Annotated in this window: 11 protein-coding genes; 1 reads left to right on the top strand and 10 read right to left on the bottom strand. The window is 60.6% G+C overall.

What is annotated here, in order from left to right; all coding sequences use genetic code 11:
- Positions 1-226: 226 nt before the first annotated feature.
- The 3 genes from AB7951_RS00590 to AB7951_RS00580 form a co-directional block, all read right to left on the bottom strand.
- Positions 227-433 (bottom strand): hypothetical protein, encoded by a 207-nt coding sequence (locus AB7951_RS00590; RefSeq protein WP_068729538.1) that lies wholly within the window; start codon positions 431-433, stop codon positions 227-229.
- 471 nt (positions 434-904) lie between these two features.
- Complete coding sequence (locus AB7951_RS00585) at positions 905-2,902, bottom strand: O-linked N-acetylglucosamine transferase family protein (RefSeq protein WP_120287416.1); 1,998 nt, start codon at positions 2,900-2,902, stop codon at positions 905-907.
- Between the two features lie 195 nt (positions 2,903-3,097).
- Complete coding sequence (locus AB7951_RS00580; protein ID WP_120287417.1) at positions 3,098-4,645, bottom strand: porin; 1,548 nt, start codon at positions 4,643-4,645, stop codon at positions 3,098-3,100.
- Between the two features lie 419 nt (positions 4,646-5,064).
- Here AB7951_RS00580 and AB7951_RS00575 point away from each other — a divergent pair, with 419 nt between their 5' ends.
- Positions 5,065-5,538, top strand: a complete 474-nt coding sequence (locus tag AB7951_RS00575; RefSeq protein WP_309942281.1) for a MarR family winged helix-turn-helix transcriptional regulator — start codon at positions 5,065-5,067, stop codon at positions 5,536-5,538.
- 42 nt (positions 5,539-5,580) lie between these two features.
- Here AB7951_RS00575 and AB7951_RS00570 read toward each other — a convergent pair whose 3' ends face one another.
- The 7 genes from AB7951_RS00570 to AB7951_RS00540 all read right to left on the bottom strand — a co-directional run bounded on the left by AB7951_RS00570 (position 5,581) and on the right by AB7951_RS00540 (position 12,068).
- The gene (locus AB7951_RS00570) at positions 5,581-6,723 is read right to left on the bottom strand and encodes an alpha/beta hydrolase family protein (RefSeq protein ID WP_309942280.1); all 1,143 of its coding nucleotides are present in this window, start codon (positions 6,721-6,723) and stop codon (positions 5,581-5,583) included.
- 228 nt (positions 6,724-6,951) lie between these two features.
- Positions 6,952-7,314, bottom strand: coding sequence for a Rieske (2Fe-2S) protein (locus AB7951_RS00565; protein WP_120287419.1), 363 nt, complete (start codon positions 7,312-7,314; stop codon positions 6,952-6,954).
- Positions 7,286-7,990 carry an ABC transporter ATP-binding protein gene (locus AB7951_RS00560; RefSeq protein ID WP_120287420.1) on the bottom strand — a complete coding sequence of 235 codons (705 nt, stop codon included), beginning with the start codon at positions 7,988-7,990 and terminating at the stop codon, positions 7,286-7,288. Before AB7951_RS00560 ends, AB7951_RS00565 begins: the two co-directional genes overlap by 29 nt.
- A complete protein-coding gene (locus tag AB7951_RS00555; protein ID WP_089267863.1) occupies positions 7,983-8,795 on the bottom strand; it encodes an ABC transporter ATP-binding protein in 813 nt (270 codons plus the stop codon). The genes AB7951_RS00560 and AB7951_RS00555 overlap by 8 nt, the downstream gene beginning before the upstream one ends.
- Entirely contained in the window at positions 8,795-9,841 is a 1,047-nt protein-coding gene (locus AB7951_RS00550) for a branched-chain amino acid ABC transporter permease (protein WP_120287421.1), read from the bottom strand. The genes AB7951_RS00555 and AB7951_RS00550 overlap by 1 nt, the downstream gene beginning before the upstream one ends.
- Positions 9,838-10,710: a branched-chain amino acid ABC transporter permease gene (locus AB7951_RS00545; RefSeq protein WP_176454739.1), complete on the bottom strand. Its 873-nt coding sequence runs from the start codon at positions 10,708-10,710 to the stop codon at positions 9,838-9,840. The genes AB7951_RS00550 and AB7951_RS00545 overlap by 4 nt, the downstream gene beginning before the upstream one ends.
- Before the next feature lie 203 nt (positions 10,711-10,913).
- Positions 10,914-12,068, bottom strand: a complete 1,155-nt coding sequence (locus AB7951_RS00540; protein ID WP_120287422.1) for an ABC transporter substrate-binding protein — start codon at positions 12,066-12,068, stop codon at positions 10,914-10,916.
- Positions 12,069-12,104: the final 36 nt, after the last annotated feature.

The following is a 12,104-nucleotide window of genomic DNA, read 5'->3' as shown; positions in this document are numbered from 1 at the left end:
CGCGTGTGTGGCCTTCGGTGTCCGCCCTCGGGGCAAAGCATATGGTGCGAAGCCGCCTTGCCGCAACCATCGCAGCAGGACGAGTAGAGATCAGCCCCGGCCAAGCTTCCCGCTTCAAGATAGAATCTGGTTGGGGTCTTTGGGGCGGTCTGCTTCGTCGCGGGGTCCAAGGCCCCGGCGACGACAGCAAACGGCAAGTACGATCAGCAAGAAGGCTGATCCGAGATCAACCCAGGCGGCTGATCTGCTCTTCGGTCACGACACGCTCGATGTTCTCGGACTTGCTCTTGATCCGGTAACGCGGGCGACCATCGGCTTCGATCGGAAGGCGAGAGGTGATGGTGTAGATGCTGCGTTCCTTGATGGTGGAACGGCCCTGCGGCCCCTGCAGCTGGTGGTGAACGTCCTCATTAATTGCGTAGTTATGCGCCATTATTCATACTCTCCACGATGAGCGGCTTTTAGCCACAACTTGCTCAAAAAGCAAGAAATCTCTAGCAATTTCGGTCAGATAGCTCGTCAGTCCTGATATGCAACGATGGGCAACAGGTCATAATTTGGATGTCTCTGCGACAGATTCCATCGCATGCTGCCGATCTGGTCAGCAGCAATTCTGCCGTTTTCAGAGGGGGTTGGACTGATTCAAGGGCGTGCCGGCGTGACACAGTTCCCGCGCCCTTTCCGCGTTAGCAATAATCCTGGAATACCAGCGGGCCACTCGAAACTGGCCCCAAAAAAGCCGAAAAACCACCGGCAGGGCATTGCCGGTGGTTTCGGAGATTTACAGCAGAGTGCGCGAGTCTCCTTGAAGACCTAGGGCCGTCAAAAATTTGCCGGCTGCGCACGAAAATATTACATGAGCCAGAATGTTGAGCGCAATACCTGATTTGCTCAATCAAATATATTATTGGCCGCTATCGTTAGCGGGAAACACGATGTGGGCTGGCGCCAGCCCTGCCCGGGCCCGTTCGGCCATCTTGCGAAATGCGGTTTCGATATCACGCGCCAGACGCCGGGTGTCGAAGGCCGGCATGTTCAGACGATTGGCCGATAACTTCTCCCGGATCGACGACAACCGCTCGGGATTTTCCGCCAGCTCGATCGCCATACGCTCATAGTCATCTCGCTTCGCCGCAATCAACTCCGGCACACCCAGATTCTGCAGAAGACTCGCGGCAACCCGCCCTGCAAAGGTTTCTCCACGACACGTCAGCAACGGCAATCCAGCCCATAATGCGTCGCTCGCTGTGGTATGCGCATTGTACGGCAACGTATCGAGAAATAGATCCGCACAACGATGCCGCGCCAGGTGCTCGGCCGGCAGCATGCGCGCGGCAAACACCAGACGCGCGGGGTCGATGCCCCGCAATTCCGCTTCGCGGCGCAGATTCGCCACAGCCGCAGCGCTGTCCTCCAGCAGCCAGAGAACGCTGCCGTCAACGGCTGAGAGGATCCGCATCCAGCTATCGAAGACATCGGGCGTGATCTTGTAGGCATTGTTGAAGCAACAGAACACAAAGCCCTGCGCAGGCAAGCCGACCTCGGCACGTGTGAATGCACGCGTCGATATCTCCCGGCGATCGTCATTGGCCTGATAGCAATTCGGCAGCCAGGCCACCTTCTCGCTATAGAATTGCCGGTGCTCGGGCGGCAGAACGTGCTGATCGGCGAGGATGTAATCCATGAAACCCGCGCCGAGTGTACCGGGAAAGCCGAGATAATTGACCTGCACCGGCGCGGCCCTGCGCGCGAATACGCCGGTGCGCTGCTCGCCGAAATAGCCGTTGAGATTGACAAGGATATCGATGCGATGCGCACGAAGGGCGTCCACCGCCTGCGGATCGCTCAGTGTGGAGATATCGACGATCCCATCCACGGCGCCAGCGATGCGTCGCCTGATGTCGCTGCCGTCGTCATACCCGTTGTCGATGGCGAAAATCTCGAATGCGCTTTTGTCGTGCTGCTCCAGCACGCCGACCAGCAGCAGCGAGGTCGCCTGCTGTCGAAATTCACCGGACAGATAGCCGACGCGAATTTTTGCATTCGGCCCGGTCGGGGAAGCGCGCAGCGGTGGAGCTTGCATGGGAAAACGCGAGGCGTTGGTCAGTTCGGCGCAGCGCTGCAGGCTGCGTTCCGAGGTGGCGACGCCCTGCCAACCGAATGGCTCGGCGGCCAGTTTGCCCGCGGCAAGATCGGCCTCGATCTCGACGATCAGCGCGTCGGTCCCCTGCCAGTCGCAGACCAGCATCTTCTGATGCAGCAGATTGCCCTTGAGCAATGGCAGGTCCGGATTGAACTGGCGTGCGCGGCCATAAGCCTCCACCGCTTCAGCCGGCATCCGCATCTGGCCAAAGATGTAGCCGCGGCCAAACCAAGCTTCTGCCAAATCGGGCTGCAGGGCGAGCGCCGACTCGCAAGCCGCGAGGGCCTCGTCATAGCGCTTCAACTCCGCCAGCGACTTGCTCTTGTTGAAGAAGGCCGCGGCGTAGCGCGGATTGAGCGCCAGCGCGCGATCGAAATCCGCTAGCGCGGCGGGGTGGTCGCGCAGATCGTTCAGAACCGTGCCACGATTATTCAGCGTTTCGGCATTGCCGGGATTGATCGCGAGCGATTCGGTGAAACGCTGCAATGCCTCGTCCGGCCGGTTCAGCGCTTTCAGCACCAGTCCGTAGTTGTAGAAGGTGGCATCCGACGTCGCATCGATGCGCAGGGCCGCCTTCAAATGCGGCTCGGCCTCCGCATGGCGCTTCAGCGCCACCAGCACGATGGCCAAAACGTTCAGCGCCGGAAAATGCTTCGGCTCCTTGCGCAGAAACTTGCTGAAGCCGCGCTCGGCGTCATTCAGGCGCCCCTGCTGGAAGGCCGCGAATGCGCTTTGAAACAATTCAGCTGGAGACGCCATGATCCTGAGGACTTCGGGCTTTGCGGCTTGTAGGACCGGGAGCAACACCGCCGGTATAGACGCCCGTCTCGACGGCGTCGAGAACGCCTGTTTGAGCGGATGAAGTCCGGCCCGGCTCCATACAAGCAAAAACCCCCGGCAGTTTCCTGCCGGGGGCCTTTGTTTCAAAGACTGGTCGTCGTGAGACGATCAGAATTAGAAGGAGCGCAGGATCTGCACCGAACCGTTGTAGAGGTTCTGGTCGGCGGTCGTGAAGACCGTACCAGCCGGCTTGCCCGACATGCTGGCCGCAGTGTAGGTGCCGTTCAGGTTCTGATCCAGACGGCTGTAGGTAAACTGAGCCGACAGGGTCAGGTTCTGAACCGGGGTCCAGGCCGTACGGGTACCGATCTGGGCGAGACCCAGGTCGAAGTTGCCGGTGCCGGCGAAGACGCCAGCGCGAGCAGCTGCGGCTGCCGAGCTATTCGCACCCGGACCACCCGTCGCGCCGGGGGCTGCCGAGAATGCAGCAAGCATAGCGGCGTTACCCGAACCATACGAGATGTGGCTGTAGTTGCCGAACAGCGAGGTACGCCAAGCCGGGGTCCAGTAGTGCTCGTAGAAAGCACTGACCTGCCATGCGTCGCTCTGAACGATCTGGCCACCGTTGTTGTAAACGCCGTCCAGCACGTAGCCGAAGCCGAGGGTCGAACCATCAACCTTCGCGTAACGACCACCACCGACGGTGTCGGTCGTACCACCGAAGACGTACTTGGCGGCGCCCTTGGCGTAAGTAGCTTCGAGCTTCAAGCTGTCGCCTGCGCCGGTGGGCAGGTTCTTGAACTCGACCGCGCCGGTGACAGCGAAGCCGTACTTGTCGTCAGGGTGACCGAGCGACTCGTTGCCTGCACCGCCCGCAGCCGTGGCGTAGAAGCCAGGAGTTGCAGCATGCATCGCAGCGGCGAAGTGCAGGGTGCCCCAAGCCTGATCGAGGCGGATGTTGCCGACGATTTCAGGAATGTGGTTGCCGCCGTAGGCGTTACCCAGGAAGGTGTTCGAGTTCGAACCGTAGAACGTACCGGTGAAGGTCGTAGCGCCCGGGCCGACGATGAAGGTGTCGGTATTCCAGAGGCCGGCGTTGCGGTAGGCCGAACCGTTCTCAACCGAGATCGTGCCCGACACGCCGTTACCGAACGAAGCGGTGTAGGCGAGCTGCGGGATACCGGTTGCGTTGTTCGAACCAGCGTTGAAGCCCGACGAGATGTATGGCTTGGCAAGCGCCCACTGGGGATCGAACTGCGAAACGGCCTTACCGAAGGTGAAGCCTGCGAACTGGATGAACGCGTAGTCGACTTCGGTGTAACCACCAGCGATCGATTCACGATCCTGGAGGAAGTCGAACTGAATGTTCGCGTAGGTACGAACCACGCCGTATTCGGTCGCGGTGCGGGTGTCCGTCGTCAAGTTGACGCGTTCACGGGTCGAGAAATAGTTCTTGGTCCAGAGATTGTTGCCACCGGCACCACCCTGCCAGAACGGAACGTCGTAGGTGCTGCCGTTGAACGCAACGTCCAAACGGATCGCGCCGCCGATCTTGATGCAGGTATCGGTGCCCGGGATGTAGTAGAAGCCTGCGCCGTAGAGCGAGCAGATCTTCACGTATTCCACTGCCTTGGCCTTCACCGGAAGATCGGCTGCCTGAGCTCCGCCGATGGCGATCAGACCCGCCGCCGAGCCGAGGATAAGGCTCTTAATCATCGTCATGTTAAACCTCCAAGTTGTCCAAAAGGGAAGGTTCCGGATCTGCCAGGCGCGTGCGCCCGAAGATTTAGTCCCCCAAGTCCCCAAACTAACCGCTAGAGCACTTCGCGCTTTCGGAAACACCCGCATAACGCGAGGCACTCAAGCGAACTACTTCAACGGGACGATCGAGGGTTTCCCCATCGCCGGAACTGAGAATGCCTGCGCAATTCTTAGAAGCAAAATACTTTATGAACTCAGGTAACTTTATCGCGATGCAGTGTGGTTTCCCGGCAACACACGAAATCGTGGTTTGCACGTCACAATTCACTGATACAATTATAGAATTCTGAGAAGTGTGGGACGATGGAATGGCCGGCGGGGCAGTGGTGACTATGCGTGGGGGATCTGCGGGCTGGAACGAAAATGAGCTTTCGATTTGGGTGACCGGCCAGAATCAGGAGATCATCCGACAGTTCATCTGGGACATCGCCTCGATCAACGTCCATCTTGAGGGAATCCGACAGTTCTGGGCCAAGGAGCTCGGCATCAGCGGACCGCAATGGATGATCCTGATGGCCGTCAGCGACCTCGATCGCGGCAACGGCGTGCCGGTCAAGGATGTGTCCGCCATGCTCCACGTCGACCCCTCCTTCGTCACCACCCAATCCAAGATGCTCGAGAAGAATGGCTTCATGCGGCGCGTCGCGTCCCGCGAGGATGCCCGCGTCGTACTGATGTCGCTGTCCGACAAGGCCAGCAAGAAGATCTCCGCGCTATCAACCCGCAGGGAGTCGCTCGGGGATTTCATTCTCAGCGATTTCGACGAGCAGGCCTTGAAGGAGATCGGACAGCACATGTCCCGGCTCAAGAGTCGCCTCGAAAAAGCGACACTGATGCTGGAAGTCGAGAGCTGAACGTCGCCGGGTGAGCGGCGGTCAATCGACCGAGCCGCGCCCCTACTTCGTCCCTGCGCGCAGGCGATCGACAATCCAGTCGAAGATGAACTCGTTGCCCACGGTCGGAATATCGATCTGGGCGGGCGGGGCCACCGTTTCCGACGCGCGAAAGATCTTCAGTTCGATGTCGAGGCCGTTTTGTTTCATGACGCGGCAACATTCCGTGACGTGATCGACATCGAGCCAGTCGCGCTCGCCCATCGCAACCAGGACCGGGCATTTGATATTGGCGGCGACACTGCTGCTGTTGAAGCCCTCGATTTCACTCGGACAGCCCAGACCAGCCCGGCCTGAAATGCGGCTGGCAATAAACGCGCGCTCGTGAAGCTCCCAGATTCCGGCATCGCAAACAGCTGCTGCAAAGCGGTCGTCGAGATTGGCGCCGCGCGTCGCAAAGGCAGCTCCCAGGCCGTCTCCGAAGATCGCAATTCGCTCCTGATCGATATCGCTGCGGTCGGCCAGGAAATCGACCCAGCCGCTGATCGCCGTTTCGACCTCATACCGACAAGGCGACCCGATCATCTCCTGGCTATAGGATTGACCGGGCAGATCGACGAGCAACAGCGAGAGACCGCGGTCCAGCGCGTAGCTGGGCACCCTGTGCAGATGCTCTTCCTTGTAGTGGCCCTGCCCGACGACGCAGAGAACGACCGGCAGCGGCCGCGTCGCGCGCGGCGCAGGAACGAAGTATCCCTGCAACACACCATCCCGCCACGGGATCTCGACGACCTCGCCGGCAGGCGTTGCATGCTGCACGTAAAGTCGGGCACAATCCTGCATCAAGGCGATGGCGGCGCCCTGCCGCGGATCGCTGCAAGCGAGCATGACCTGAGCAGTGCGATAGTAGTTGGCTGCGCGCAGCCAGTTGCTCAGCGCCGTCGGGATGCGGCCGCTGGCCAGCGCCTCCGCGGCGCGCTCACGGTTGATATCAGCCGCACTATGCCATTCGCGATACCAGCTCTCGTCATCGCGCGGATTGATGCGCTCCGCCGCCAGGAAACATTCCGAAACGGTACTTCCGCCTTCCTGCGCCGCGCGCAGCACGCGCAGGAACTGCAGCGAAAAGTCTTCATGGCCAGGCCATTGCTGCCAGCCGCGCCCCTGCGACGATGGGATGGCCCTGCCGAAATCGATAATGGTCACATCCCTGGCCCTTGACGGAGATCGCTTGAAAGATCGACGAGAAGCATGGGTCTTGCGCCCATTTGTGTACTGCCAGACACACTCATGAGTCCGACTTTTCAGCAGTATTATCCGCGCTTTACGAGGGGGCAAGCATGATTATTATACCGCAACTGCACCAATTGAATGCTGCAGCGCCAACGAATTCTGCATCCAGGCCCGATGCCGCGTAACTCGCGCGAAGGCTTGTTACTTCGGGACGACGGCCTGTGCATCGACCCAGATTTGCGCATCGCTTTCACGCACCGGATAGCGTCGCAAACCCCTGCTCGGCCAACCCGGCGACATGCTGCCGTCTGCCAGATCGAACCAGGCCAGATGACGCGGACAGTGCAGCCGGCGATCGGCGACACGGCCAAGGCTGAGATCGGCCTGCTCATGCGGACAGGCGCGCTCGCAGGCGTAGATCGTCTCACCATCCTGCACGATGAGAACACCGAGGCCAGCCACGTTGACGCAAACGATCGTCTGTTCGGTCAGGCGCTCGCGTGAGCAGACCGCGACCCATCGGGCGGGATTGTCGTCATCCGCCAAGATAGGCCCGTCGGACATGCTCGTTCTCGATCAGCTCCGCTCCCGCGCCGGACAGCACGACACGCCCAGACTCCAGCAGATAGGCATGATCGCACATCTCGAGCGCCGCAAAGGCATTCTGCTCAACTAGCAAAACAGTCGTGCCGGCATCGCGGATCGCGCGGATGATCGCAAAGGTGCGCTCGACGATGTTGGGCGCGAGACCGAGCGAGGGTTCATCGAACATCATAAGGCGCGGGCGCGACATCAATGCACGGCCGATGGCCAGCATCTGCTGCTCGCCGCCGGACAGCGTGCCAGCCGCCTGCTTGCGGCGTTCGGCGAGGCGCGGGAATTCGCCATAAATGCGATCGCGGTCCACTGCGACTTCGCTCGTGTCCGAGCGCAGATAGGCGCCCATGTCGAGATTTTCGGCCACCGTCATATGCGGAAAAACGCGACGTCCTTCCGGACAATGTGCGATGCCCTTTGTGAGCACCCGCTGCGCGCCAATGCCGGTGATGTCTTCGCCGTCGAAATGCAGACTGCCGGAGCGCGACGGCACGAGGCCCGAGATCGCCCGCAGCGTCGTGCTTTTGCCGGCGCCATTGGCGCCAATCAGCGCCACGAGCTGGCCGGCCTTGACCGAAAGCGAAATGCCCTTGAGGGCTGAGATCTGGCCATAGGCGCAGACCATGTCACGGATCTCAAGCATGGACTGCGACCTCCTTGACCACATCCTTCGCGCTCTGACCGAGATAGGCTTCGATCACTGCGGGATTCTTGCGGATTTCGTCGGGCGGTCCTTCGGCGATGATGCGTCCGTAATTCAACACCACGATGCGATCCGACACGCTCATCACCATTGGCATGTCGTGCTCGACCAAGAGGATCGTGACGCCACGATCCCGGATATTGCGGATCAGCTGCACGAAAGTATGTGTCTCCGACGCGTTCATGCCGGACACAGGCTCGTCCAGCAGCAGCATCTTCGGCTGCGCGGCTAGCGCCAGTGCAACACCAACGAGACGCTGCTCGCCGTAGGAGAGTGAACCGGCGAGGTCGTTGGCGCGGGCTTCGAGGCCGATCCAGCGCACCAGTTCGGCCGCGCGCGCGCGCTGGGCTTTCTCCGATGCGCGGGCGCGTGGCAGACCGAGAATGGCTTCGGCGAGGCCGAGCTTGCCTTTAAGCTCGCCTTGGCGATGCAGGCCGATCAGCACATTGTCGTAGACGGTGTCGTTCGGAAATACGCTGGTGCGCTGAAAGGTGCGGATCAGGCCGAGATCCGCGATTTCATGCGGCTTCTTGCCCTTGAGGTCCGCGCCGCAATAGTTCACCGCGCCCTTGGTCGGCGTGAGGAAGCCGGTCATGACGTTGAAGGCCGTGGTCTTGCCGGCGCCGTTCGGCCCGATCAGGCTGACGATCTCGCCTTTGTCGACATGGAAATTCATGTCCGAGATCGCGACGAGGCCACCGAAATGAACGGCGACGTGTTCAATGCTGAGGACTGTCTCGGCCATCACGCGTGCTCCTCGGCGGTGCGTTCGGAGACCGCGATGGACGCTCGTCTGGTTCCACCGGCACGGGCCAAACCGAGTTTCGCGGCAAACGACGGCACGATGCCGCGCGGCATGACGAACAGGATGACGATCAGCACCACGCCATAGGTGATCCACTGTGCCTCCGGCGGCATGATCGGCCGCAGGAACACAGGCAGCAGGCCAAAGATGACGCCGCCGACCACAGGCCCGGCCAGCGATCCCTTACCGCCCGACACCACCATGATCACCATGGTCACCGTCAAGATGAAAGCGAACACGTCGGGATCGATGATGCGGATGTAATGCGCGTAAAGGCTTCCCGCCGCGCCGGCAATACCGGCAGAGATCACGGCAGCCAGTGTCAGCGTCTTTGTCACATCGATGCCGACGGCGACAGCCAGCGTCTCGTTCTCCATCAGCCCGCGCATGGCCCGGCCGTAATGGGAGTGAACGAGGCGCGAAATCAGAAAGTAGGAGATCGCAGCAACGGCCAATACCAGATAGTAGTTGTGAAATTTCGTCTTCAGCACGAGATAGCCAAGCCCTGGCAGCCCGATGGTGATCGACGGAATATTGGTCAACGCCAGCGGACCTTGCGTGAGCTCGACCCAGTTCAGCGCCACCAGCCGCACCACTTCGGCGAACGAGATCGTGACGATGACGAAGTATGCGCCGCGCACGCTGAAAGACAGGCGTCCAACCAGATAGCCGCAGAAGCCCGAGATGACGATCGCCAGAAAGAAGCCTGCAATCGGCGGCCACGGCACGTGGACGATGTGGAAATCGCCATAGATCGGGACGTCGAAGCCGAGCGATGTCAGCGCGCTGACATAGGCGCCGATGCCGAAGAAGGCGATATGGCCAAGACTGAGCTGGCCGGTGAAGCCGAGCAGCAGATTGAGGCTCATGGCGCCGATGATGAAGATGCCGGTCGTGATCAGCGCATTGAGCAGATACGGATCCGTCAACCACATCGGCACAGAGATGAAGAAGGCAAGACAGAGGAGCGTGACAATCTGTTTCATCCGACGCGCTCCGCCCGTGCAAACAATCCTGTCGGCTTGAAGATCAGCACCATGATGATGATCAGGAAGCCCATGGCATCGCGATAGCCCGACGAGATGTAGCCAGCACCGAGCTCTTCAGCGAGTGCGAGAATGAAGCCGCCGATGACAGCGCCGGTGATATTGCCGAGGCCGCCAAGAATGACGATGGCGAAGGCCTTCACCGCGGCGAGATCGCCCATTTGCGGGAACACGACATAGACCGGACCGAGCAACGCACCAGCGGCAGCCGCAAGGCTCGATCCGATGGCGAAAGTCGATGTGTAGATCAGGCTGACATTGACCCCCATCAGTGCGGCGGTGTCGGAATCCTGGAAGGTCGCGCGCATCGCCTTGCCGAGTTTGGTGAGATTGATCAGTGAGTAGGCGAGCACGATCAGCAGCGCGGCGGCGAACAGCACGAACAGGCGAAGCCAGGACACGGACACAGGTCCGATCACCAGCGGCGCGTCGGGAAACGGATTGTCGATCGACTTGGCAACGCCACCCCAGATCCACAGCGCGCCGGACTGCATCGCGATCCAGGCACCGATCATCACCAGCATGGTAGTGTCGATATCGGCGCCGCGCAGCGGCCGCAGCAGCGTGATCTCGATGACGGCACCCAGCAACCAGCCCGCGACGATCGCCACCGGCAGCGCCACGAAGAAATTCAGCCCGAGCTGATGCACGACAATGAACATCATATAGGCGCCGAATGTGTAGAGGATGCCGTGGGTGAAGTTCACCACGTTCATGATGCCGAAGATCAGCGTCAGCCCGATGCCGAGCAGCGCATAGGTGCCGCCGAGCACAAGCATATTGACGAGGTGTTGCAGGAGCTGGTCCACGAGCGGCCCTAAAGGTTCGAGTAAGGTGCTAACCTCTCCCCGCCTAGCGAAGCTTTGCTTCGCTAGGCGGGGAGAGGTCGGAGCCGAGCGACAGCGAGGCTTCGGGTGAGGGGGAGCCAGTGTTTCACTCGCAAGTGCCCCTCACCCCACCCCTCTCCCCGCAAGAGCGGGGAGAGGGAGCTCGCTGCCGGAATTCGTCTGGATCAGAGATCCTTCATCACGATCTTGCCGCCGGAGATTTCGACCAAATAGACATTCGGGAAGCTCTGGCCGCTCTCCTGACCTGCAGGACCCGACTTCTTGAAGATGATGTCGCCGTTCAGTCCCTTGACGTCGATCTTCCAGAGCGCGTCCTTGATCGCTGCCGGCTCGGCTTTGCCGGCCTTCTCGATGGCGGCCGCGATGGTGCGGATGCCGTCATAGCCGCGGAAGCTCTCTGTGCAGCCGGCGAAATCGAAGCCGCGCTTCTTCCACTCGTTGATGAAATAGGTGGTGGCTTCCGGGTTGGGCGTCTTTTCCGGCATCCACGGCAAGAACGTCGTCAGATGCATGGTGTCGTTGGCAGCGGCACCGGCCTGCGCGATGATCTGATCGGGATTCTGTGAACCGCCGGTAGTGATGATCCGCTTCTTCAGGCCGAGTGCTGCGGCCTGCTTGAAGATCAAAGTGAGCTGGTCGACCGCAGCCGTGATGATCACGGTCTCGGAATCCGTTGCCTTGATCTTGGCAAGCTGCGCGCTCATGTCCTGCGCCGACTGGTCCATGGTCTCGACGAGACCGATGGTGATGCCTTTTTCCTTCATCATCTTGCTGAAGTCCTCGGCGGTGCCGCGGCCCCAGTCATTGTTGATCACGAGAAAGTCGACTTTCTTCAGCGCCAGCTTGTCGACGATGTTCTTGAACGCAGCCGCCTCGACAAAGGACGGTGGCGAGATACGGAACACGTAAGGATTGCCCGAGGTGGTGATCTTGCTCGCCGACGAGGTCTCGACGACCATCGCGGTTTCGTATTCGACCAGCTTCGGCATCACCGCCAGCGTGAGGCTCGAGCCCCAGGCGCCGAGCATCACCGGCGTCTTGTCGCGGGTGATCAGCTTTTCGGCGACGGCAGCGGCTTCGGTCGGGTTGCTCTTGTTGTCCTCGATGACGAGTTCGATCTTCTTGCCGAGCAGGCCGCCCTTGGCGTTGATTTCGTCGGCGGCGATCTTGGCGCCGTTGACGACATAGGTACCCGACGCGGCGAAGGCGCCGGTCAAAGGCTCGTTGACGCCGATCTTAATGGTTTGCGCAGTGGCGGCGCTGCTCAGGAAAGCAATGGCCAGGGCGGTCGCCGAGGCGGCTTTGATGGTCCGTATCATGTGGTCCTCCAGTGTTACGCTGATGAAACTTGCGCA

It is taken from the genome of Tardiphaga sp. 285_C5_N1_2 (assembly GCF_052076065.1).
GTDB classification, from domain to species: domain Bacteria; phylum Pseudomonadota; class Alphaproteobacteria; order Rhizobiales; family Xanthobacteraceae; genus Tardiphaga; species Tardiphaga robiniae.
This window is presented reverse-complemented; position numbering and strand designations above follow the sequence as displayed.

Bases quoted from the DNA above. Each gene is read 5' to 3' on its own strand.
- AB7951_RS00590 (WP_068729538.1), bottom strand. From the start codon at position 433: ATGGCGCATAACTACGCAATTAATGAGGACGTTCACCACCAGCTGCAG.
- AB7951_RS00585 (WP_120287416.1), bottom strand. From the start codon at position 2,902: ATGGCGTCTCCAGCTGAATTGTTTCAAAGCGCATTCGCGGCCTTCCAG.
- AB7951_RS00580 (WP_120287417.1), bottom strand. From the start codon at position 4,645: ATGACGATGATTAAGAGCCTTATCCTCGGCTCGGCGGCGGGTCTGATC.
- AB7951_RS00565 (WP_120287419.1), bottom strand. From the start codon at position 7,314: ATGTCCGACGGGCCTATCTTGGCGGATGACGACAATCCCGCCCGATGG.
- AB7951_RS00560 (WP_120287420.1), bottom strand. From the start codon at position 7,990: ATGCTTGAGATCCGTGACATGGTCTGCGCCTATGGCCAGATCTCAGCC.
- AB7951_RS00555 (WP_089267863.1), bottom strand. From the start codon at position 8,795: ATGGCCGAGACAGTCCTCAGCATTGAACACGTCGCCGTTCATTTCGGT.
- AB7951_RS00550 (WP_120287421.1), bottom strand. From the start codon at position 9,841: ATGAAACAGATTGTCACGCTCCTCTGTCTTGCCTTCTTCATCTCTGTG.
- AB7951_RS00540 (WP_120287422.1), bottom strand. From the start codon at position 12,068: ATGATACGGACCATCAAAGCCGCCTCGGCGACCGCCCTGGCCATTGCT.